16 protein-coding genes, 1 tRNA gene and 1 pseudogene are annotated in these 23513 nt (G+C 35.4%); 10 read left to right on the top strand and 8 right to left on the bottom strand.

Annotated features, from left to right (window positions below):
* Nucleotides 1-21 precede the first annotated feature (21 nt).
* From LEP1GSC049_RS210565 to LEP1GSC049_RS210575, 3 genes are all read left to right on the top strand, one after another.
* Nucleotides 22-1290 carry a hypothetical protein gene (locus LEP1GSC049_RS210565; protein ID WP_004755604.1) on the top strand — a complete coding sequence of 423 codons (1269 nt, stop codon included), beginning with the start codon at nt 22-24 and terminating at the stop codon, nt 1288-1290.
* A gap of 73 nt (nt 1291-1363) precedes the next feature.
* Nucleotides 1364-1948: a cytochrome C oxidase subunit IV family protein gene (locus tag LEP1GSC049_RS210570; RefSeq protein ID WP_004755544.1), complete on the top strand. Its 585-nt coding sequence runs from the start codon at nt 1364-1366 to the stop codon at nt 1946-1948.
* Between the two features lie 185 nt (nt 1949-2133).
* Nucleotides 2134-2625 (top strand): hypothetical protein, encoded by a 492-nt coding sequence (locus LEP1GSC049_RS210575; RefSeq protein WP_004755594.1) that lies wholly within the window; start codon nt 2134-2136, stop codon nt 2623-2625.
* 139 nt (nt 2626-2764) lie between these two features.
* Here the strand turns inward: LEP1GSC049_RS210575 and LEP1GSC049_RS03010 are convergent.
* From LEP1GSC049_RS03010 to LEP1GSC049_RS210590, 4 genes and pseudogenes are all read right to left on the bottom strand, one after another.
* Nucleotides 2765-3333: pseudogene (locus LEP1GSC049_RS03010) on the bottom strand (gamma carbonic anhydrase family protein).
* Between the two features lie 399 nt (nt 3334-3732).
* Nucleotides 3733-6159 carry a phenylalanine--tRNA ligase subunit beta gene (gene pheT, locus LEP1GSC049_RS210580; RefSeq protein ID WP_016561049.1) on the bottom strand — a complete coding sequence of 809 codons (2427 nt, stop codon included), beginning with the start codon at nt 6157-6159 and terminating at the stop codon, nt 3733-3735.
* A gap of 78 nt (nt 6160-6237) precedes the next feature.
* Nucleotides 6238-9084 (bottom strand): DEAD/DEAH box helicase, encoded by a 2847-nt coding sequence (locus tag LEP1GSC049_RS210585; protein ID WP_016561015.1) that lies wholly within the window; start codon nt 9082-9084, stop codon nt 6238-6240.
* Nucleotides 9085-9798: a 7-carboxy-7-deazaguanine synthase QueE gene (locus LEP1GSC049_RS210590; RefSeq protein WP_004757211.1), complete on the bottom strand. Its 714-nt coding sequence runs from the start codon at nt 9796-9798 to the stop codon at nt 9085-9087. It lies immediately after the preceding gene.
* A gap of 635 nt (nt 9799-10433) precedes the next feature.
* Here LEP1GSC049_RS210590 and LEP1GSC049_RS210595 point away from each other — a divergent pair.
* A complete protein-coding gene (locus tag LEP1GSC049_RS210595) occupies nt 10434-11393 on the top strand; it encodes a lysophospholipid acyltransferase family protein (protein ID WP_016748360.1) in 960 nt (319 codons plus the stop codon).
* 436 nt (nt 11394-11829) lie between these two features.
* Here LEP1GSC049_RS210595 and LEP1GSC049_RS210600 read toward each other — a convergent pair whose 3' ends face one another.
* The 3 genes from LEP1GSC049_RS210600 to LEP1GSC049_RS2000000229300 form a co-directional block, all read right to left on the bottom strand.
* On the bottom strand, nt 11830-12366 hold the full coding sequence (locus tag LEP1GSC049_RS210600) for an inorganic diphosphatase (protein WP_004755609.1): 537 nt from the start codon (nt 12364-12366) through the stop codon (nt 11830-11832).
* 57 nt (nt 12367-12423) lie between these two features.
* Nucleotides 12424-13746 carry an MFS transporter gene (locus tag LEP1GSC049_RS210605; protein WP_004755672.1) on the bottom strand — a complete coding sequence of 441 codons (1323 nt, stop codon included), beginning with the start codon at nt 13744-13746 and terminating at the stop codon, nt 12424-12426.
* A gap of 106 nt (nt 13747-13852) precedes the next feature.
* Nucleotides 13853-14488: an imm11 family protein gene (locus tag LEP1GSC049_RS2000000229300; RefSeq protein WP_004755567.1), complete on the bottom strand. Its 636-nt coding sequence runs from the start codon at nt 14486-14488 to the stop codon at nt 13853-13855.
* Between the two features lie 168 nt (nt 14489-14656).
* On the opposite strand from LEP1GSC049_RS2000000229300, the gene LEP1GSC049_RS210610 reads away from it, so the two are divergent.
* The 4 genes from LEP1GSC049_RS210610 to LEP1GSC049_RS210625 all read left to right on the top strand — a co-directional run bounded on the left by LEP1GSC049_RS210610 (nt 14657) and on the right by LEP1GSC049_RS210625 (nt 21661).
* Nucleotides 14657-15313 carry a YdeI/OmpD-associated family protein gene (locus LEP1GSC049_RS210610; protein ID WP_016748358.1) on the top strand — a complete coding sequence of 219 codons (657 nt, stop codon included), beginning with the start codon at nt 14657-14659 and terminating at the stop codon, nt 15311-15313.
* Nucleotides 15314-16356: 1043 nt separating this feature from the next.
* Nucleotides 16357-18156 (top strand): alginate export family protein, encoded by a 1800-nt coding sequence (locus LEP1GSC049_RS210615; RefSeq protein ID WP_004770137.1) that lies wholly within the window; start codon nt 16357-16359, stop codon nt 18154-18156.
* A gap of 526 nt (nt 18157-18682) precedes the next feature.
* Nucleotides 18683-20224, top strand: a complete 1542-nt coding sequence (locus LEP1GSC049_RS210620) for a DEAD/DEAH box helicase (protein ID WP_004755580.1) — start codon at nt 18683-18685, stop codon at nt 20222-20224.
* Nucleotides 20225-20350: 126 nt separating this feature from the next.
* Nucleotides 20351-21661: a formylglycine-generating enzyme family protein gene (locus LEP1GSC049_RS210625; protein WP_004760381.1), complete on the top strand. Its 1311-nt coding sequence runs from the start codon at nt 20351-20353 to the stop codon at nt 21659-21661.
* Nucleotides 21662-21719: 58 nt separating this feature from the next.
* On the opposite strand, the gene LEP1GSC049_RS210630 is transcribed toward LEP1GSC049_RS210625, so the two are convergent.
* Nucleotides 21720-22520, bottom strand: a complete 801-nt coding sequence (locus tag LEP1GSC049_RS210630) for an SDR family oxidoreductase (protein WP_004755612.1) — start codon at nt 22518-22520, stop codon at nt 21720-21722.
* 151 nt (nt 22521-22671) lie between these two features.
* Between LEP1GSC049_RS210630 and LEP1GSC049_RS210635 the strand changes: the two genes are divergently transcribed.
* Together LEP1GSC049_RS210635 and LEP1GSC049_RS210640 are read left to right on the top strand one after the other, a co-directional pair.
* Nucleotides 22672-23310: a DUF2889 domain-containing protein gene (locus tag LEP1GSC049_RS210635; RefSeq protein ID WP_004755623.1), complete on the top strand. Its 639-nt coding sequence runs from the start codon at nt 22672-22674 to the stop codon at nt 23308-23310.
* A gap of 119 nt (nt 23311-23429) precedes the next feature.
* A tRNA-Thr gene (locus tag LEP1GSC049_RS210640) sits at nt 23430-23501 on the top strand.
* Nucleotides 23502-23513: the final 12 nt, after the last annotated feature.

The following is a 23513-nucleotide window of genomic DNA, read 5'->3' as shown; positions in this document are numbered from 1 at the left end:
CGAAATTCTGATCCCTCATTCTTGATTTTACAAACTAAAAAATTTCAACGGATTATGACTCGTTATTGCAGATTCAACGGATTTTTTGAAGAAGAATTAAAGTCCTCCCATATAGCACCTGAAAGATTGGATTTAAAAAATCGGTCTTTAGAGACTTTATTTTTTCTTTTTCAATCGATTTGTAATCCTTCTACGATTCTGTTTTTACGCGAACTTCCAGATCCGAGTTGGATTCAGTTTTGGAAAGACAGAGGAATTCAATTTTGTGATTTCCAACTTCTCAAAAGAAATTCAAAGAAAATTCTTCAATCTTCTTCTACCATCAATCCGATTCGAACCTGGGAAGAATGGGGTTCTGTTTCTGATCTAAACGACTCAGGTGAAATTCTTTTTTCCTCGGAAAAAGCAAGTCTTTCCAAAAGATTAAACTCTAAGATCCTTTTGACCCGTTGGAAATCGGAACAAGGTTTTCAAGATATTCCCTCAAAAATTTTAGAAAAACCTTATGATCTTTCCGATTTGATTTCCGAATGGTCGGAACTACAGACAGATAAGATCGTTCTCAAACCGGAATTTAGTTTTTCGGGAAGACATAAAATTCTTAAATTCATTTCTATCGTCTCAGAACAATGGGAAAATTCCGAATTTCAAAAAGAACCTTCTTGGTTTCCCTGTGTCGCACAACCTTGGGTTCAGAGAACTTATGATTTTTCGTGCCTCTATGATTTTAATGCAGTAGTTCCCACATTTTTAGGAAGTACAATCCAAATCTGCGACCCAAAAGGAACGTATAACGGCGCTTATACTACTTCCAAAAAAGAATCTGAATTTTTCTTTTTTCTATTAGAACCGATCGTAAAAAAATTATCCGAAAGTTTTTCTACAGAATATCAAGGTCCAGTTTCAATCGACGGCTTCGAATTCTATTCTCAAAACATAAAAAAAATACAAAGAATCAGCGAAACCAATTACAGATGGTCTATGGGAAGAATCCTGTTCGAACTTTCTAAATCAGTATTCTTCCAACAAAAAAGAAACACGTCGGGAGAAAATCTTTCCATTCTCACTTTGCCTTTGAAACAAACGATTCCGAATTATTCGGAATGGATTTACGATTGGGGTCAATCTCAAGAAATCGAAATTTTTCCTTTAACCCCGGACCGTTTTGCGTCCGGAAAGCCGTATGGGACTTCTTGGGTTCTTTTGAGATTTTTAAAAAATTCCGAGGAAAGAATACAAGACAGAATCCAAAAGTTTTATTCCGAATGGAGGAAGCGAATTCTTCATTGAAATGTACTTGAGGCTTTTTCAGACCCTGGCAGTATGTCCTATAAACCATCCGCAACCAACTTTAGGATAAAAAATGGAACTGTTTTTAAACTACGCACTTTACGTAATCGTCAGCATTGGATTTTTGATTCCCTTCACCGGATTTGTAATCGGAGCCGGAGCGATTATCAAAGCGACTCTCGTGGGGTTTGCCGTTAACTTTTCTTCCCAAGTTTTAGAAGAAAATAAACTCCAAGATTTTATCGAAAGAAACAAAGACAACAAATTAGGAAAGTTTCTTCAAGAGGTAGTTTTAAAAGGCCAAGAAAAATTAAAAGGTAGCCCCGCAGAAAAGGCCCACGAAGAAGAAAGCCACGGTTCCCACCATATCATTTCTGTTAAAACTTATTCTCTGATTTTCGCTACTTTGATTTTCTTTACGTTTGTCACCGTTTGGGTTGCCGGTATCGACTTCGGTGCGATGAACGTAATCATAGCAATGGCGGTAGCAACTGCAAAGGCTTCCTTAGTTCTCGGATACTTTATGCATCTTAAATATGATACTTTGATGAACAGAGTCATATTCGGATCCGGATTTTTCTTTCTTCTTTTACTGTTCGGGTTTTCTGCAGCGGATATTTTTACAAGATTTAAGGTTTTACTTTCTTTTGCATTTTGATCGATAAAATTGATCTTTTAAAAAATAAAAAAGCCGATCTTTCATGGTCGGATTTTTTATTTCCAGAAATCATTTCGAAATTGAATTCCTAGAACAACTCGATTTAAATTTAGGTAAAAACTCGGAAATTTTTTAGAAAAAAAATTGAACGTACTTCTATAATAAAATAAATTCTTAATTTAGTAATGCTTTCAAAACAAATCCAATTATTCTTATGGATATTATTTTTTCTTTCGACCCATAAAATATGGAGTCATGATATTAAACTTCCTGATTATTTCAGAGAAGAAGAAATTTCTAGTTATCCATTTTATTTAAACTTCAAATTGAACCAAAATCTTTCTGCATTGGTTCGATTCCCTACGAAGATACCTGGTAAATACCAGATCGTACTGGGTGCAAACACAGAGTTTCCTTCCGATTTTATATCCTTATTTAAAATTTCGTTGAACGGAGAAGGTCATAAAGAACTTCCATTTCAAATCAACAAACCGACCAAACGAGGTAGAATCTTTTCGATCATTGATTTTTCAATACAAGAAGGAGACGCTTATCGAAACGATTACGTCGATTTTAATATTAGGGTTATAGAGAAAAAGGTGAACGTCCTCAATTCAAAAAATAAAACCCTATTTAACCAAAACATTTTAGAATTAGGTTTTAGGAAAAAAGACTGATTCAAATTTTAGAAGTAATTTCAAAAAGCGGAATATAAAGTAATTTTGAAATTAAAACATAAGATCGATTACTTTCATTTTTTATTAAGCGTTTATCAAATCACTGTAATTAGTTTGGTGTCAGCTTCAAACAACTTATTTATTCTTTGAAAGGAATTCCCATTTCTTTTAAGATCGTTTTTGCTTGATTTTGAAATTCAATTTCTTCTTCCTGAGTAAACGGTTCAAAAATTCCTTTTTGAAATCGATCGGAAAGAGCAATATATTCCAAACAACCCGCCACACTTAAAATAGGTTTTGATTTTCCTTCTAAAATTTTCAATTCTCCGTTTTTTTGTATAACCATCGCTCCAGGAGGAATTTTTTTCCACCTCGAATCATACAACCTGCGATCACCATAGCACCATCTCCAATTTCAGCCTCGTCTAAAACGATACTTCCGATTCCGATTAGACAACCCCTTCCAATTTTACATCCGTGCAACATAGTATTATGACCTACTAATGTATAATCTCCTATCATAATTCCACGACTGGAATCTGTATGAAGAGTAGAATTGTCTTGAATGTTTACTCCTTTACCTAAAACGATTCGATTCATATCGGCACGAACCACCGTTCCCGGCCAAAGAGAAGAATAGGGACCCATTTCCACAAGACCGATTGCAGTCGCTCCAGGATGAATAAATGCAGTTTGATGAATATTCATTTGAATTTTTCCCCAAACGACTCTATCAAAGGGTTCTACCAAGTCTACAAAAAATGATGTGGCTTTGATTAGCCTGTCTCAAAATCCGACGTAAGCTTTTAAAAAATGAAATTTTATAGAGTAAATTCAATTTTTATAAATTATATATTTAGAATGAATTTTGGATTTATCCAAAATCTAAATTTTAATATCCCAGATTAACAAAAGTTTTCAATTGACCGTTTTCATAAAAAAGAAATATATGGAGAATTCATTTTTCAATAACTCTAATGCTAAAAAAGCTACTAGAAAGTTTATAAACGTAAAAATGTGACGATTCCTGTAAAAACTTACAGTAGTTTATTAGAAATTTCTAAAGAATTACCTTTTATCTCTTTCGACGTTTTGAAACCAGATTCCCTATCTCAAAACGAATCCGTTTTTTCCCGCAAGAGAGACTAACTGATCAGAGATTTCCTTGATTCTTTCCTGGGTAAAAGTTCTTTCGTAGTTCACCAATCGGAAACGATAACTCACTGACTTTTTTCCTTCGGGAACGTTTCCACCCATAAATTGAGAGTATACCCAACCCTCTTGTAATTCGGGAATTTTTTCCAATCTTACAAGATCCGTAAATACGTTTGTGTTTTCTTTTTCTCCAATCAAAATCGAAAGATCGATTTCTGCCTCCGGAAATTGGGAAGGCGTCACAAAACGAGAAACCTTCCGATTTTGATTCCAAAGCTCCACAATCCGTTCAAATTCAAAAGAACCGTAAATTACCCTTTTTTTAAGTTCGAAAGAATCTAAAACCGCAGGGTGAACGTATCCTAAATTACCTACAACGATCTCGGAATCATCTTTTCCGGATCTCGTCACCAAACACAAATTTGCACCCGGATGAAAGATGTTTTCTTGTTGTACTTTCCAAGTATATTCAAAAATCTGAATGAATTCTAAAAAAGACTCTATTTCCTTTTTTACTTTCAAAAAATCTTCTTCTAAAAGTTTCAAATCAGGCTCAGAACTTTTTCTATCCAAAGAAACTGCAAAAGCAAAAATTTTCTTTTCGTTTTCCGGTTCTGGAAGATTAAAATATACGCGACCAAATTCAAAAATTTTAATTTCCGGAAATCGATCCTGATTGGTACGGACATTTTTCAACAAAGAAGGTAAAAGCGAATTTCTCAAAACGGATTGTTCTTCCGGCATTTCGTTTTTAATTTTTACCGAAAGTTTAGGATCTCCGGAAAATTCGTTTTCTTTATAAGATTGGAAAGAATAATTAAAAACTTCATGATATTTTAAAGCTATGGCGAAAAAAGTTTTACACTTTCTTTCCAACTCTCTACTTAAATTTCGAATCGGAGTTTTGACTTCTGCCAATAAAGGAACCACTTGAATCGTATCGTAACCTTTAGTTCTTCCGATTTCCTCTACAAGATCCTCCGGAGTAGTCACGTCGTAATTATGACGAAACTTAGGAACCAAAACCTCCAGATGTTCCCCTTTCCAAGAAACTATAAAATGCAATCTTTCTAATATATCCGTAATATCTCCTTGAGACAGAGTGACGCCTAACTTTGCATTAATGAAATGAATGTCCGTATGAATACGAACTTCCTTGTGAGGAATATGTAAAAATCCTACCGGCTCGCCCGCTTTCAATTCGGAACAACCGTTTTCTTTCAAAAGATTGAGCGCACGACGAATTACAGGAAGAGTTGTAGTTGCCTCCAGTCCTTTTTCGTAACGAACAGAAGAATCGGATCGGATACCTGTGGAACGTATAGACTTACGAATCCTTTCTCTCGTAAAAACTGCGGATTCCATCACGATTTCCGTCGTAGTATTTTGTACAGCAGATTCTTTACCGCCCATCACACCTGCAATTGCCACAGGCTTCCCTTGATTACGAATCAATAAAACTTCCTTTTCTAAAGCTGGAGAGGTTTCGTCTAAAAGCACAAAACTTTCTCCTTTTTTTGCAAAGGAAACTTCGAGAGAAATTCCACCTTGGTTTTCTAAAAACTTCTTATCAAAAAAATGAGTAGGTTGGCCCATTTCCAACATCACATAATTGGAAACGTCCACTACATTGTTAATCACCCTAACTCCGCATTTTTGCAATCTGGATTGAAATTTTCTTTTCGAAGGAAAAACGGAAACCCCAGAAATAGAAGACACATAGTAAGAATGTGCATTCTGATTTTCTAATACTTTGGGAAGTTTGACTGATAAATCGAAATTCCAAAGAGATTCAAAAGGATTAAAAACAATCGGTAAACGAAGTTGAGAAGCGAGCTCTCTTGCAAAGCCGAAGTGGCTCCAAAGATCTGGCCTATGTGTGATAGATTTATTATCAACTTCGAATATAATATCGTCATAATATAAAAATGAACGGATTGTTTCACCGACTTTAGCTCCGTCGAGTCCATTTAAAATCCAAACACCATTACTTTCTTCCGACAAAAAAAGTTCTTTTTCGGAACACAACATCCCTGAACTTTTGATTCCCCTAAGTTCAGATTCTAAAATTTCTTTGTCCCCTAGTTTTACTCCCGGAATCGCAAGAGGAACCAGATCGCCTACTTTTACGTTAGTCGCTCCGGTCACAATTTGAGATTTAGAACCTCCGTCAAAAACCTGAGCAATTTGGAGTTTATCCGCGGAAGGATGTTTTTCTAGAGATTCAATTTGAACAATTTTTACAAAATCCAATTCGGGACGAAACTGCGCCGCGTCGTCTATCTCACAAACAGAAATCGCAATCTTCTTTAAGATCGCATCGAGTCCAACCTCCTTCAAAGGTGTAAAATCGTTCATCCAATCTAAAGAAAGTTTCACGTATAAAACTCCAATCCAATGATTAAGGTCCAGAAACCTCAATCAAAATCGGATGTCGAGCAGGAAAACTTTTCCGGTTCAGGAAGGAAGATATACTTGAAAAAGTTGAAATCGATGTTGAATCGTTTTGCCGTTTCTTACCTTACGAAGTTCTCGATCAAAATCTTCTTTCACTTTTTGGATTTCATTTCGGGTTCGATTCATCGCCGATTTTTTTTCCGGCTTCCCTTCCCATTTAAACGCGGCTTCTTGACGCATCAATTTTTCTTCGAGTTGTCTTAGAGTGTTTTGATTGCTAGTTCTAATTTTAAATTCTTCTTTTTGAAAAAGATCCAAGGTCTGATCTCCAAGTTCTTTTTTTCTAGATTCCACGATTTCATCCAAAGAAATAAAAGTTCGAATTAAATTTTCTTCCAATCGAGAAGGAAACTCGGGATACGAAGAAATCTCCAAAGGTTTTGCCGAAGAATTATATTCCCTAAGTTCTTCCGGAAGTGTTTCAATCTGTTTTACGGAGCCGGTATTAGGATTTGTTTCAAAGTAGAACAACTCGGTTCGATTGAGTGTAAATTGAAATTCTACTAGAAAAACATAATATTCTTTATTAGAAATAGAATGAAAAGAAGTGCCCCATCCTTTTTGATTTTGAATCAGATAAGAAACCGTTTTATCTATAAGAGGATGACCGAAAGCCAAAAATTCCAAACTATCGTTTTGAAGCGCCAGTTCGGAATCGAACGTTCCGTATTTTCCTTTATATTGTGGAGAATCAATCTCGTAAATTTGCGGTTTTTTCCGAATCAATTGAAAACCCGCTTCATTTGGAAAAATTTTTGTAAAACGAGAAACAAATTCTTCCAAATGAGTATTGTTAAACGAACGCTCTTCGAGTGTATGGCTATAATAATCTTGAAGATTAAAATCGATCAACTTAGGAGTTACAAGAGCGCCTAACTTTTCAAAACCTTTTTTGGCGATTTTGATCCTGTTATCGACCTCCTCTTCCATTTCCGTTTTGGACTTATTACCGGTAACAAATTTCATAAAGGAAGAATTAAAATCCAACTCGTCTTCGATCGCACCTAGAAGTTCGTCAGAAGATCCGATCGATTCTTCGAACAAACGAATTTTGTTTGTAAGTACTTCTAAAATTCTTTCTGCTACCGTGTCTTTACTCGCAAAGTTAAATATAAATACGTTGTCTTTCTGACCGAATCGATGAATTCTTCCTATTCTTTGTTCTATCTTGAGAGGACTCCAAGGAAGATCGTAATTAAAAAGAACGTTTGCAAATTGAAGATTTCTTCCTTCTCCTCCGGCTTCAGTACAAATTAGAATTTCCGTTTTTGTTTTAAATTCTACGATCGCTTTTTCCTTTGCGTCTGCGCTCAAAGAGCCATGAAACAAAGTGACTTGAAAATCGGAAAGAACCGAAGCTAAAAAATCCTGGGTGGTTCTAAACTGAGTAAATATGATAAATTTTGAATGTCCTTCTTTTTGAAGTTTGAGAATCGTTTCTTTCAATTTAATGGATTTTTTATCTTCTTTGATTTTTTTCCCTAAAAGTATCAACCGATTGAGGGAAAGAAGTTCTCTTTTTAAACTTTGAAGATCTAACTGAACCGATTCATCCAAACCGGAAACAAATTCTTCTACGTCTTCGGTCTCATCTAAATCCCATTCCTCTAAACTAGATTCCGTTTTTTGAATATGATGAAATCTATTTTCCAAAAGAAATTTTCTTTTTGTAAGCGCGGACAACAGCGCAAACACAGAAGAATCCAAAAGTTTTTGGAATACGATCATCACAAACCCGATCGCACGGTTTTGAGTTCTCATCGCCAGATTGTATTCTCTTCTGACGTAATTGGTAGTTTCTTCGTAGAATTCTCTTTCTACAGGCGACAATTCTATCCGGACCGTTTTGGCAAATCGTTTAGTAAATCCACCTACTTCGACTTTTCTTCTCCGTAACAAAACCCTGGAAATTTTATCCTTGAGATCTGCTTTGTTTCCTAGAATATAATCATTTACGAATGTATGATAAGGACCCAAAATATTCGGATCAATGAGATGCATTAGATAATAAAGTTCTTCTAATTTTCCACGAAACGGCGTCGCAGTTAAAAGCAAGAGACATTCGCATTTTTTAGAAATTTTTTCAGCAAACAGATAAGCGCGAGTGATTTTATGATAATCTCTTCTCAATCTATGGGCTTCGTCGAAAATTACGATGTCCCATTTTGTTTTTAGAATTTCTTCGGCATATTTTGGATTTTTAATAAAGTCGATGGAAGTGATTACGTGTTGAAAATTTCTCCAGTTTTTTTCTCCGTCTGTATGAAAATTTCTTCGTTTAACAATTTTAAAATCTTCGTTAAATTTATTTTTCAACTCCTGTTGCCACTGAACCAACAAAGGAGAAGGGGCAACAATTAGAACTCTTTTATATCCCCTTCGAAAGATAAGTTCCTTCATAACCAGAGCGGCTTCGATCGTCTTTCCCAAACCAACCTCGTCCGCGAGAATAAAACGAGGACGCAAACTATTAACTACGATATACGTGGATTCAATTTGATGTGGAAGAAGTCTCGTCCTCGAATTTGAAAGAGCCGAAAGTTTATCAAATGCGTGTGTGAGTTTTAATTCGTAGGCGGTAAGCGCCAAACTCATCAAACGAGAATGTTCCTCCACCTTTTGAAGCGAAGACGGATAACCGGGAAGAATTCTCAGATAAGTAGAATTTTCGGAAACAGTCTTTTTTGTTTGAGAAACGGAGAATTCGATCGTAAATTTACCTTCAACAGAAGAGACAATCTTTCCAATTCCGGATTCGGGAGAATTCGTTAGGTAACAAAAATCTCCTCGATAACCCGAATTTGATTTGGATTCAAAGTCTAGGCTGAGTTGTAAAACGTCTTCCAACTAAACTCCCCTTTGATCGCCCCAAATATATTTATGAGTTTGTAATGAAAGTCTAAGCCCCGAACCAAGAGATGATTTTATCCATTCGGAGAGAATTTCGGGAGATAATTCTCCTTGAACTGGAGACGCTAAAAGATTTCCGTCTAACGCGTGTTTTTCGATTATTTCCAAACATCTTTCGAAATCTTTTCTATCTCGGATCACAAATTTAATTTCGTCTAAAGGATTTTTTCTTTCTTTATAAATTTCTAAGTTTTTCAAACACATTCGATTTTCCATTCCGGAACCGGGAAGTTTATAATCCATCGTAAAAACGAATTGATTCATTCCTTCGATCGACTCGGCTCCGTTAGTTTCCACTCTGGGCCTTGGATAAAAACCGGATGAATTTCTAGTTCTAAAAATTTCGTTTCCTAAAGTGATACTAAATTCTCGATTTCTTCCTTCAAGAGGTTCTCCTCCTGTCAATAGAATCTGAATATTTACAGCACTTAACTCTTGGATTTTTTCCAAAACTTGATTTACGCTCATCTCTTCTCCAGCGTTTGAAGACAACGCGTATGGAGTATCACACCATAACTTTCTTCCGACAACCATTCCACAACGGAGGGAACATCCCGCCATTCGAACGAATATAGTTGGAACGCCGGTTGAAATTCCTTCTCCCGAAAGAGAAAGATAGATTTCATGTACAGAAGTTTTCAGATTGTCCATGGGTTCTTTCGAGTACAAGATTTTTCTTTAGACCAAAGATAAGTTTGTAAAAAAATAAAAATTCAAATTCCAGAATTTAGAAACTACCTTTTGCGGTCAACCCTCGGAGTTACATTTTTAAAAGGCAGATTTTTTTCCTTTGTAAAACTTCGTGTAGACAAAGAGTTTTTTGAGAATGTAAGAGTTCTCACAATTTGACAGATTAGACAGTAAACTCAAAAATAATGCAGTAGTTCCCACATTTCAAAGAATCTATTACTCAGAACTATATAACAGAATCCTCAACATTCCGTATTGAAACAGTGTTTTATGATTAAAATTTGCGGTATTTAATTTAATAGTAAGTTTGATTTTACAAAAGAAATGTAGAGTTCCTACTATTTGGTTTGTAATTCAAATTTTAATTTCTTTGAAAAACTATAGTAGTTCCCACATTCAAAAATTCTATCTTACTCGGAACTATAAAATTCAATACCATGGATTTTATTGCAAAGCACTGTTTGAATGCAAAATATTGGGAATTCTTTCATATAACTCTTAGCAATAAACTTGCAAAGTTAGTTACATGTATTCTGATTCGCTAAAAGTGTAGGAACTCACACAATGAGTTCAAAAAAATTTGCTTGTTCTTTTGCTTGTCAATCCGGATAGAACCCAATCCATTTGTAAGAAAAGAAAATTTCGGGGTCCTCTTGATTCGTTATATACCTGCTTTTATCTTTGTTTATTTATTTTATCTTCCGTTTCGAATTTTACCGTACCGTTTGTGTCTTTTATACGGAAGATTTCTTGTCATTCTTCTTTATCCGTTTGCAAGAAAACACAGAAGGATTGCATACGAAAACATTTCCTATGCTTTTCCGGAATATACAGAATCTCAAAAGAAAGAACTCGTTTGGAAAAGTGTTCTTCATATCGGGAATTTAGTCGCAGGCACTTTATTCGCTCCTCGTTTGAATCAAAAATGGATGGATCGTTATTTAGTTTACGATCCGAAATCTTTGGAGATCGAAAAGAAAACAAACAAAGAAGGTGTAGGAGTCGTTTTGATTTCCGGTCATTTTGGAACTTGGGAAATTTTAGTTCAGTTTATGGGAGTCCGTATGAAAGGCGGAGGAATTTATAAAAAAGTTAGAAATCCTCTCGTGGATAAACTGATTTATAAACTTAGAACAAAAAACGGAATCAAACTCGTTTCCACAGAAGAATCGAGCCAAGTGACCAAAATGTTAAAACAAGGTTATTGGATTGGTTTTGGTTCGGATCAAAATGCGGGCAAAGTCGGAATCTTTGTAAATTTTTTCAATCGCCCCGCATCCACCTATCAGGGTCCTGCCTTGATGGCTTATCTTACAGGGGCCAAGATGCTTTTGTATTCGGTTCTTTGCGGAGAAAATGGAAAGGTGATCGTTCGAGTCAAAGACTTAGGTTTTGTGGATAAGAAAGCGTTTCTTGATAGAGAAACCGCAATTCGTCACTACACCGAAGTTTGGACAAAAGCCTTAGAAGAAGAAGTAAAACTTTTTCCAGAACAATACTTTTGGGTTCATAGACGCTGGAGAACAAAACCGGGAGATTTTTCGGGTCAAATTTAATTTTTTATAATATTCTAAAATTATTTCAAATTGATTACTTAGATGGACTTTTTTATATAGAACCATCTCAAAAATATATTAGAATTGTTGAAAAATGAATTCTTCATCTGTTTTTGTTGTATTGAAATGGATAATTGAAGCAGTTTGTGAATCTCTACTATGGAATTTTTCAACAACTCTATTAGAATAATTGGCATTTAAGCAAAAATAAAGTATTTTTGAGATGATTCTAATCTTATAGCTGTTGAAAAAATCCATGTCTAAAAACGATTTTTTATCCATTCGTTTTACTCAGAACTACGTAATAAAATACCTATTTAATAGTTTACGCTTTAATCATGTTAAATATATTTTAGTAAATTAAAATATATTTAATTTCTTAAAAAATCTACTTAGTGATTTTATTTAAAGCTCTACAGGTTGCACCGAGATACTTTTATTTTTTAGAAAACGTTTTTTTATATAATTCTAAAGAATCTAAAACTATTTTTCGCGCTAAAATTGCATTTTGAAATTCTTCGATAACCACCGTTTTGTTTTCTAATTTTTTATAATCTTCAAAAAAGTGCTTCAGTTCCAAAGTAAAATGTGGGGGAAGTTCCGAAATATCATTGATATGATTGACTGACATATCGTTAGCCGCAACCGCGATGATCTTATCATCTTCTTCTCCGGAATCCAACATCCTCATCACACCTATAACCTTTGCTTTTACCAAACAAAGAGGTTCCAATTCTACCTGAGAAAGAACTAAAATATCAAGAGGATCTTGATCTCCGCAATAAGATTGAGGAATAAATCCATAGTTTGCAGGATAATAAAAGGAAGAATATAAAACCCTGTCGAGTTTTAGAATTCCGTATTCTTTATCCACTTCATATTTTGCGCGACTGCCGCGTTTGATTTCTATAACGCCATTTACAATTTCAGGACTCTGATCGCCGGGAGAAATATCATGCCAAGGATGTACCATAACAGAAAACTTTTTTAACCTTCAGAGGAAAAGCAAGTGTAAAATAAAAACTTCAGTTTATGTCTTAGGTTTCCAATTCCAGGTAATGACGAGTAACGCAATCGCAATCAAAGTCGCACCGATCATTAAATACATGGGTTGTTCCCAATGAAATCCAGTTTGTTTACTCAACCATCCTACCGATTTTGAAAGAATCGTCCTTCCCAAATAACCGAATAAACCTATAAAACCGGCTGCAGCTCCAACCGCCTTTTTAGAAGTAAAATCAAGCCCGGCAACACCTAACAACATAACAGGCGGATAAATAAAAAAACCGATGATTCCGAATAAAACAAGATCCAACCATAAAAATCCCAGGGGAGTAAACAATAATGAGATTAAAGCAAACAAAATAGGAAGCATACATAAAAGGCTCACCATTCCTCTTTTACCTCCCAGTTTATCGGAGCCCCATCCGACAAGAAGAGTGGAGGCAATTCCAGCAAATTCGTAGATAAACGTGCTGACACCTCCTTTTTCTATAGAAGCTCCTTTAGAAAGTTTTAAATAAGTAGGACCTATATCCGTCAAACCGTATCGAACCACATAAACGAAAAAATTAGCAAAAGCAAAAGTCCAAACATAATGATTTTTTAATACAGATCCTAAAATGATTTCCCGAAAAGTAAGTTCCTTTTCTTGTTCTTGGATAGAAAGTCTTAGTTCCTTTTCCGGATCTTTTTGGTATTCTTCGATCGGAGGAAGACCAACCGACTGAGGAGTGTCTACCAATCGAAATAAAAGATAAATCGCAGTCACGATCGCAATCGAAGCGGGTATATAAAACGCATTTCTCCAACCCCACCAAGAAGCGCTATAGGCTGCGACAATTCCCACCAAACCTCCTCCCACGTTATGCGCTATATTCCAAATTGCGAATTTAGATCCTCTTTCGGAAACTCCGAACCAATGACCAAGAGAACGTCCACAAGGAGGCCATCCCATTCCTTGCATCAATCCGTTTAATGCCCAGAGATAAAAATGAACTTCGTATTGATTTGATGCTCCGAAAAACAAATTACAAATCGCAGTTAAAATCAAACCCAATGGCATGAAGTATTTTGGATTACTACGATCAGATAAGATTCCCATTAAAAATTTTCCGATCCCGTATGTGATCGCAGTCACCGCTAAAATGTTTGTGATTTGTTCCTGGTTATAATGAAGCGCCTCTCCCATTTCTTTGGAAATAACTGGGAAATTATTCCTTACGAGATAAAATGTAGCATAACCGATAAAGGTTGCTTCTAAAATTCTCCATCTAAAACGAGGATAAGATCGATCTATTAATTCTTTTGATAATAACGGTTTTGCTTTTGCAGGGAGTAACAGTGAAATCATTAGGTCAGTTTCAAAGATATTGTATCTCTTACAAGGTGATTTTCATGAATCAATGATCATTTAGCTATTTGTGTGGAAGTTAGTTCTGAAATTTTATAGTAAATTTTTAATGAAATGCAGTTTTAAAATTCCAATCTGCAAGTGGTATAAATCGAACTCCTGATGGTGATGGATTTAATAATTGAATTGCAGAAGCGATTTGTTCTTCGATCAAGTAATATGTTATACCAGCAGTAAACCGAAAAATCCCACGATCTTCATAGGAATACGTTTTTAACTTTTCTGGATCCAATACCATTTCTTGTACTTCAAAAATTTGCCCGTCCGATTGTAAATGTAGTTTGGATTTTTTATAATCTAAACAATTGATTTCCGGAGGGATCATAATAAAATAATGATATACTTCTTTATCCGTATCAATTTCCGCAGGAACCCAATGTATTCTATTTGGTAAAAGTAACTCTACCAAATCCTTTATTCTCTTTGATACTACCGGCTGAGGTAGCGAATGATGATCAACCATTAAATACTTTTTTGGCTTTGGCTTTCCGATCCGAAGTTTTAAAGATAAATTTGCAGAGAAAGCTTTCTCTCTACGTTCGTGATTATCGGAGTATAAATATGCAAACAATCGGGCTTTTTCAAATGTATCATTCTTATCAAACAATGGATGACGATCATTATTTTCTCGTTCCCACATTAAATAATTGAGACTCAATTGATTTTGAATATAGTTTTCCACAAAAACATCTTAAAAGCTAAAAAAGTGAAGTCAAATTAATTTTTCAAAAACTCTATTATCCAAGAATTAGAAATAACAAATTTTTTGAATGTTCTGGTTGAGATTTTATTTATAAAATTTTTTCTTTTTTCATTTGCATTTTTTAAAAACCCACTTTTCTTACGCCTTATGATAGATTGGAATCCAAACTTAATTAAAAAGATGAGACTTAAAGAAGGAGATAAGCTAATAGTATTCGATCGAAGAAATATATATACCTCTTCTTCCATCGGAGGAGTCATTTTTACGGATAAAATTTCAGAAGCGGAAGGAATCCTTTTTTTTGCGGATTCAGCCTCCTCTCTCCAGTCTTATCTTTCAAAAATACTTAAATCAATTCGTGAAGAAAGTATTTTATGGATTGCATATCCCAAAAAATCTTCAGGAACAAAAACAGACTTAGATAGAGACCACGGCTGGGAATCGCTTTCGAAAAACGGATACGAAGGAGTCGCCTTGATTTCGTTAGACGAGACCTGGTCTGCACTTCGTTTTAAAAAAACCGATGCCATCACAAAAGGAAGTTCTAAGGCGGAAAAACAAAAACGTCCTGAACTTTCTAAATATATTAATTACGAAACAAAAATCGTAAAACTTCCCGAAGACGTAAAAAAATCTCTTTCCAAAGACAAAAATGCGATAAAGTCTTTTGAATCCTTATCTTGGTCTCATAAAAGAGAACACATCGAAGCAATTTTAGACGCAAAGTTACCCGAAACTAGATTAAAACGAATTCAAAAATTAGTTCAGGCGATGAGTTCCATAAAAGCCCAAAAGAAAAAATAAAAACAATTTAAACTTAAATGTAAGGGAATTTTTGTACAGTGTTAGCGTTCAACTGATAGTTCCTTCTGAAAAAAATGAACTAATCTTCCGAACTTGTTCTTTTAAATTTCGATTTCTTCAACGAAAATTTGAAAAAGGTCTTTTCTTTATATTTCTGCAAAAAATAAATCTGAATTTAAAAACTTTTAGGAATTTTCTAGAAAATCAATTCTTGAAACTTCAAACTGCGATTTTATAAAAACATTTAATCTTTAGATTAATTTTCTTTTATTTTTTCATTAAAGTGAAAAGATAATTCTGCTTTTCTAATATTCAGTTCTAATTTTAAAATTCAATTGATACGACATAATGAATACCAGAGTCTATTTCAAAACTTCGAAATGTGGGAACTCCTTCAGAAAAACCAACAATTCCGGGTTAAACGCAATTTTTGAGAATTCCTACATTTTTGGTAAAATCGACCTTTAATTTTTGGTGCTATTTTCGTACATCCGAGTAGCGCTAAAATTTTCCTAATTTTGTAATCGTCCTTTAGAAAAAATTTATTCCTAAAGTAATTCATTTTGCTAATAATTTTCTAAAATAGGTTTATTTTTTATAATATATTATCTTCTAATTATAGATGCTAACAACTTCGAAATCGTAAACTAACATGAGTTCAGTATAAGAAAATTAGAAAAACAGAAATTATAATGAAGTGTTAAAAACTATAATTTCAAAGTTTTGTGGGAACTCTCACATCATTTTACTTAGAACTGAATAATAGAGTAATTAAAATTCTAAACCGAAACCAGAATTCGTCTTAAAATTTATGTTATCTATTATTTAGAAATTAGTAATAGAAGAATAGTGTTCCACAGTTTTTCCGCACTGAATCCGTTAATTTAGAAACGTTTTTGTTCAGAACCATATAAAATAGCACCTAATCCTTTACACTAAAATAGGACTTTGTGATAAAAATTCATGGTACTCAATCTTATAGAAATCAGTAAAAAATAAATCTCTTGTGAATTTTGAAAAAATAAAATCGAAAGAGGATTAAATTGAAAATTTGGCAACTGGGAATCATTAAACTCTTACTTATTTTAGTGATTTTTTCTTTTACCGAAATCAACGCTAAAAAAACGAAACGATTCAAACCTCATAAAATTCGCCGCCATAACACAGTTCAAAATCGATCGACCAAAGTTAAAACTCAAGAAGTGATACCACAAAAAATTTCAGTTCCGACCGAAATTCAAGAAACTAAAAAAGAAATTCCCTGGTACGAATCCGTTAAATTAGGTGCTATGATTCGAATTCGTCCCGAAGCAAAATATAATTACGATTTTGATAAATTCAAAAATGATAATATCTCTTTCGTAGGCACCAAAGCTCAAGTCTGGATCGAAAAAGAATTTACCGAAAACACAAAAGTAAAAATCAACTTACAAGATTCCAGCATTTGGGGAGGGGAAAAAGGTTCGCCTAACGGACTCGATACGGCAAACGACAATACGAGACAATTTGTAGGAATTCGAGAAGCCTGGATTGAATCCAAAGAATTAGTCGGGCCAATTACCTTACAAGCCGGTAGACAAATCCTAAAATATGGAGACGAAAGACTCGTCGGCGCTTTGGAATGGAACAACGTCGGAAGAAGTTTTAATGGACTTAGATTTAAGATTGATAAAGAAATATTTTCCTCTCACGCGTGGGTAATGATCGTAGGAGAACAAGATTCGGACGTCGCAGGAAATTCCACGAACTTAGGAAAAAGAAATTCTTTTCCGATTCAATATAATTGTCCTCCCAATTCCACTTCGTTTTCTACGTGTACTTTTTCCGCAGAACTTTCCAAACAACAACAAGGAGATTCTACCTTTACAGGTTTTTATAATACGTTAAAACCTTCCGACTTACTTCATATAGACGCCTATTATATAGGATTGTATAAAAAATGGTTTCCTCAAAATAACTCTACGATCTTGCTCCTTCCCAATCCTGAAACAATTCCTAGAGATTCCAGATACGATCAACTACATACTTTCGGTATCAGAATTTCCAATCGAACCACTCAGGATAAAAAAGCGAAAATCCCTTTCGACTTTTCAATTGAATATGCAAGACAAACCGGAAGAAATGGAATCAACATTACACCTAGTTGGGATATTTTTAACACAAACATTTATACGTTAGACCCTCTTACCGGCAAAACAATAACCAATAACGTTTATAAGGAAAAACAAGCTTACGACGCTTATGCGTTTGCACTCGACATAGGTTATACAATTGGTTCTTTTCGATTGGGCGGCGAGTATGATCTTGGCAGCGGAGATCCAAATCGAAAAGACGGAAAAGTAGCGACCTTCTCAAATTTATTCCATTCCAATCACGGATTTTTTGGAGAAGCGGATCAAGTAAGTTGGGTGAATATGGTCGGTAAATCCGTCAATCTTACTTGGGACGGAAAAGAATTCGGTAAATTGAGAATCGCCTATTGGATCGTTGACAAACACAAAAGACAAGACGGTTGGTACGACGTTACGGGAACACTTAAAGAAGGAGCCAGCACAGAATCCATTACAAACGAACGTTTTAAAGACCCCTACGTTCAAACGGAAAAAGGAGTTTTGGATCAAAGATCGGTTGTAACTCTCGGAAAAAACTTATTTAGAGAAATCGATTTAATATATTCTTTTAAATATAAGGGCGTACTTTGGGCGTTAGGTGGAAGTTGGATTTTTGCCGGCGATGCAGTTCGACGTAAACTCAATGACGATTCTGTTTCTCCAGAATTTAGAAAAACACAATTTCTTCCTCAAGCACAGTTTGGTTATCTGATGATGACCGCCCAATTTTAAACCGAAATATAAATAACTTTAAGTGTTTCGAATATATACATAGAAGTATTTTTTGAGAGTATAAATTCCGTTTTGACTGATAATATTAGTTTTTAAAAAAGAAACTTTCATAAAATAAATTCCTATCGAATGATAGTCGCCAAACAACGATTTTGTGTAAAACCTAAATCCTAAAATTGTTATCCTTGATTTTACAGAGATTACTTCTTATATTTATAAATCAAATTCGTTTTAATATAGACGAACTGAAGTTTAGATCTCTCCGAACTAGTTCTTAAATTGAAACATTCAAACGTTTCCAAAAATTTTACATGAAAGTCGTTTTATTCTTTTATCCTTGTATAAATAACCGACCCTTAAATCGTTGTAAAAATAAACGTCTCATTCATAAAGACGCAAAATTTCTCCTGGTTCCAATCTTCCTCTCTTCGATCCACTTTTTGATCTTCCGGATAAGTTATCTTGAAAATTCAAAACACTAGAGGTTCCCGGAAGCGGGCGATTTATTGTTTTGAAAGGAACATCTATGAAAAAACTCAAGTTTAGCGAACTAAACTTATCCGCCGAAATCCAAAACGCAATTTTAGAAATGGGTTTTGAAGAAGCTTCACCAATCCAGTCAGAAGCGATTCCGGTTATATTAAAAGGAAAAGACATTATCGGACACGCTCAAACCGGCACTGGCAAAACCGCAGCCTTCGCGATTCCTACAATCGAACTACTCGAATTAGAAAGTAAACATTTACAAGCATTGATTCTTTGTCCGACTCGAGAATTGGTGATTCAAGTCAGCGAACAATTTCGAAAGCTGATCAAATACAAAGGCAACTTCGAAGTCGTTCCAATTTACGGCGGTCAAGAGATTGAAAGACAACTTAGAGCACTTCGCAAAAATCCTCAGATCGTAATTGCAACTCCGGGCAGAATGATGGACCACATGAGAAGAGGTTCTATCCATCTCGACGAAATTAAAATCGTAGTTTTAGATGAAGCTGACGAAATGTTAGACATGGGTTTTCGGGAGGATATGGAATACATCCTAAAAGATACTCCTTCAGATCGTCAAACGATCATGTTCTCCGCTACGATGACGGACGACATACTTACTTTGATGAAAAAATTTCAAAATCATCCTCAAATTATAGATGTTACTCATCAGAAATTGAGTGCTCCTAAAATCGAACAGATCTACTACGAAATTCAGGAAAACGCAAAAGGGGAAGCGCTTACGAGATTAATCGAATATAGAAACGTAAAACTAGCATTAGTATTTTGTAATACAAAAGTGCAAGTGGATACGGTTGTAGAACTTTTGAAATCGAGAGGTTACTTTGCGGAAGCGCTCCACGGAGATCTGAACCAAAAACAAAGAGACAAAGTGATGAACGGTTTTAGAAAAGGAAGTATCGAAATTTTAGTCGCAACCGACGTGGCTGGAAGAGGAATCGATGTCAATAACATCGAAGCAGTTTTTAACTACGACCTTCCAAGAGACGGAGAAGACTACGTTCATAGAATCGGTAGAACCGGAAGAGCCGGTAAAAAAGGAATCGCGTTTTCTTTTATCGTAGGAAAACAAATCTACAACTTGAAAAAAATAGAACGTATCAACGGAATTAAAATCGAAGCCGGTAAAATTCCAACGTTAGACGATCTAGAAGAAACAAAAATTCATTCTTACACTTCTAAAGTAAGATCCATTGTAGACGCCGGTCATATCGGCAAATACGTAAACCAAGTAGAAAAACTGATGGGAGACGACTACACGGCTCTCGACATCGCTGCTGCCTTGTTTAAAATGACAATCTTAAAAGACAGCGTCACCTTTGACGATTCCGTTCAATTTGAATCTGATTTTAAATACGAAGAAAAAAATTCCTCTAAAAAGAAATCCGGAGGTGGTAGATACAGAGATAGGAATTTTGGTAGATCTGGGTCTAGATCCAAATCAAATCCAAATTCTCATTTCGGCAATCACCCTAAAGACGGCTCTCGTCCTAAATTCTCCAAAGGAGATAAAAATCAAAAGCAGGGTACAGCTACTTCTTTCAAAAAAAAGAAAAAATAAAGCAACACTCAGGCTACTTTAAGAATCTAGTTTGAAATCTTCGGGAAATTTATTTTCTAATCCTGAAATTTATGCCGAAATGAATAATAGAAAAGCCGTTCTTTACAAAACGGATTATTTAACGTTATGATTTTCGATTTTACCCTCAAACTCTATTTTCTTCTTTTATTTGGATCGATCACTTTTCTGTTCGCACAAACACAAGATTCCTCTCTTAATACAAGAATGATTCCACTTTGGAAGGGAGAAGTGGAAGCGGTTTATAGCGGTAAAGGTAAGGTAAAAATTCGAATCCGAAGAGGTTCTATATTTTACGGTAAGGAAGAAGAGGAAATCAAAGCCATACTGGAAAAAAAATCTCAGTATTCGGTCTTACAAAAAAGTCCCGAAAAAGAAATCGGCTATTTTTCGATCCGTCAGATCTCAGTGGTTTATCAAAACTATTCAGGCGGAAAGAAGGCTTCCGAAATTGAACTTTACGGTTCATTTTCTGCGATTCCAGGTATTCCTGAAAGTTTACTCACAGCCGGAACTTTTATCCAAGATTATAAACAAGAAATCGCTTATATTGAACCGGGCGCTTTTTTCACCGAAGATAGAAGAAGAACCAGACCCTCAAAACAACTTAGGCATCCCAAAGACGGTAAGGAAATGGTACTTGTCTCAGGAGGTTACGAACAAAACGGAGAACCGTTTTACGAATCAATGGGATTTTTTATCCACGGACAAGGAAACGATCCTTCCGAAGATAGCTATAATCCGTTTTATTTCAAACCGGAACGTGGCAATCTTCAAGACGTCTCTTCTTTTTACATAGACAAGTACGAAGTTACAAATCAAGAATATTCAAAATTCTTAAAGGAAACAAACACTCCTCCTCCGCCTCATTGGAAAGGTGGAAATTTTCCTGCAGGAAAAGAACATCATCCGGTCAGCGGAATCACTTACAGAGAAGCGGAAACTTACGCGCGTTGGTCAGGTAAAAGACTTCCTACAGAAATGGAATGGGAAAAAGCGGCTCGCGGAACTGGAATGACTTGGAAAATCAATCGAGACGAATCCTATTCTTTTTTTCCGAATCCTTTGGAATATCCATTCGGAAACGATTTCGATTCTACGTTATGCAACACTCTGGAAAGCAAACAAACCGACACTATCTCAGTTTACGAACTTGCAAAAAAATCTGCGAGTCCCTATGGAGCCATCGGAATGTGCGGAAACGTAGCAGAATGGACAAGTTCGGATTATCTTCCCTATCCGGGACATTCTCTCAAAAGAAACACATTCGGAAAAATGCATAAAGTAATTAGAGGTGGTTCGTTTTCTTCTACAAAGGAAGAATCGACTACTTACTTTAGATCCTTCGGTGGAATTCCAAATTTAAAAACAGATCGCAGAGCAGGCTTCAGACTTGTCTGGGATCTTCCTGGAAAATAAAAAACATTTCGCGTTATTTAAGTATAAATTACTGGATTGAATACTTTTTTATATAACTCTAAGTAACTCTTGCATTTCTCAAAAGTCGATCCAATAAAGAAGGAGAAAATCGACTGATCCAATAAGCCAACATCTCTCTGAACTGAGACGGATATACGTCTCTTTTTTTGGATTCAATCGCTTTCAAAATGATGGTTGCCACTTTTTCAGCTGCAAGTCCGTTCTTAATTCCTTCATCCATTATTCCGTAAGCGGAACCGTCTCCAGATAAAGCTTTCAAAGAAATATCCGTTTTTACATACCCCGGAGAAACTGTCATAACGTGCATCCCGCTCTCGCAGGTTTCCAGTCGGATACTATCCATAAACGCCTGAACCGCGTGTTTGCTCGCCGCATAACCAGAACGATATTGAGTTGCAAACCTTCCTTGTAAAGAAGACACAGCAATAAAATGACCCTGATTCTGTCTCAGTTCCGATTCTAAAAGTTTGAATAAGTGAACCAAAGGATAGAAATTTACGTTCATTAGATTTTCATAAACTTTAATATCCGTTTCTTTCGCAAGACCGCGCATGCTAATTCCAGCGCTATGGATCATTCCGTCGATACGTCTGACTTTTTTTCTGAATTCCTCCGTAATCTTTTTGAGTTGAGAAAAATCGGAAACGTCTCCGGGAAAAGAAATGATTTTATCCGGAAACTTGGCTTCGTTTTTTAATTCTTTCAACAATTCCTTTCTTCGAGCAATTGCTCCTACTACGGTTCCATTTCGATTGAGTTCTAAAACGAGAGCCCTGCCAATACCGGAGCTAGCTCCCGTAACCAAAAAAGATTTTTCTAAAAAGAAAGAATGAATCATAAGACCGGACCGAAGATATTTGAAAGTCTCAAAAAAGCAAATGAAAATAAACGGAAAAATCCTTTAGAGAATTGAGTCTAGTGAAAAAATGATCCTGGAAGAAACGTAAAATGTTTTGTTGAAAATCGTTTCTTTAAAATAAGAGGTTTGAATGAGCAAGTTGCAGGAACTTAAAGAAAGGATTCGTTTTCGAAACACAGATTTTCAAAGAAACTATGAAAGTAGATATTATTGGTTTCCGGAAGAATCCCCGCCGTTTTGTATCATAGAAGTAAATCAATATGATCCTTATCATGATATGACTTTATATTTGGAAGTAGACCTCACCACATTGAAAATCGTAAAGTCCGGGGTAGAAGAAAAAAGGGTTCCTTATGAAACTTGTCCGACCGCAATCAAAACATACGATTATTTAGTGGGAGAAGAAATGTCCTACGTAAAATTGATGAATCGTTTTCCAGCGGACAAAACGTTAGGCTGTCTTCACATCAACGAACTGATTCAAAATGCAGCTATGAATTTTCATTCCGCATACGCATTTTATCTTAAAGAGAGAAATTTCCCAGCTCAACTAGACGAGTACAAAATGTACGAAGGAAATCTTCCCGCTCGAGAAAGAAGAGAAATCGGAAGACATTGGTGGATGAAAGATAGAGGGGTCAAAAATTCCTGTTATTCGTTTTCTACACGTCACGAAAAACCAGAACTCAAAGATCAAGTGAAACATCTTGACAGCATTACTGCAATGATGGTAAAAGAATTTAAGAAATCGAAGAAAGAAGAAACTTGAATTCACAACACGCACTTAGGTAACGTATTAAAAACGCGCCTAACGTGTTATCTTCGTAAAACGGACATAAAGTTCCGTTTTTTTGAAAGTCAAAATTTCTTATTTCGATGGATTCCAACGCCCGCTTAGCTCAGGGGTAGAGCATTTCCCTCGTAATGAAAAGGTCGCCGGTTCAATTCCGGCAGCGGGCTAATCTTAAATCT

The organism is Leptospira kirschneri serovar Cynopteri str. 3522 CT (genome assembly GCF_000243695.2).
Taxonomy (GTDB): Bacteria; Spirochaetota; Leptospiria; order Leptospirales; family Leptospiraceae; genus Leptospira; species Leptospira kirschneri.
Note: the sequence above shows the minus strand (reverse complement) of the source record. Positions and strands in the feature narration are given on the sequence as shown.

Excerpts from the sequence above, each read along its gene's own strand:
- LEP1GSC049_RS210625 (WP_004760381.1), top strand. The coding sequence starts at position 20,351 with ATGATTTTCGATTTTACCCTCAAACTCTATTTTCTTCTTTTATTTGGA.
- LEP1GSC049_RS210600 (WP_004755609.1), bottom strand. The coding sequence starts at position 12,366 with ATGGTACATCCTTGGCATGATATTTCTCCCGGCGATCAGAGTCCTGAA.
- LEP1GSC049_RS210605 (WP_004755672.1), bottom strand. The coding sequence starts at position 13,746 with ATGATTTCACTGTTACTCCCTGCAAAAGCAAAACCGTTATTATCAAAA.
- LEP1GSC049_RS210575 (WP_004755594.1), top strand. The coding sequence starts at position 2,134 with ATGCTTTCAAAACAAATCCAATTATTCTTATGGATATTATTTTTTCTT.
- LEP1GSC049_RS210590 (WP_004757211.1), bottom strand. The coding sequence starts at position 9,798 with ATGGACAATCTGAAAACTTCTGTACATGAAATCTATCTTTCTCTTTCG.
- LEP1GSC049_RS210620 (WP_004755580.1), top strand. The coding sequence starts at position 18,683 with ATGAAAAAACTCAAGTTTAGCGAACTAAACTTATCCGCCGAAATCCAA.
- LEP1GSC049_RS210635 (WP_004755623.1), top strand. The coding sequence starts at position 22,672 with ATGAGCAAGTTGCAGGAACTTAAAGAAAGGATTCGTTTTCGAAACACA.
- LEP1GSC049_RS210630 (WP_004755612.1), bottom strand. The coding sequence starts at position 22,520 with ATGATTCATTCTTTCTTTTTAGAAAAATCTTTTTTGGTTACGGGAGCT.
- LEP1GSC049_RS210610 (WP_016748358.1), top strand. The coding sequence starts at position 14,657 with ATGATAGATTGGAATCCAAACTTAATTAAAAAGATGAGACTTAAAGAA.
- LEP1GSC049_RS210570 (WP_004755544.1), top strand. The coding sequence starts at position 1,364 with ATGGAACTGTTTTTAAACTACGCACTTTACGTAATCGTCAGCATTGGA.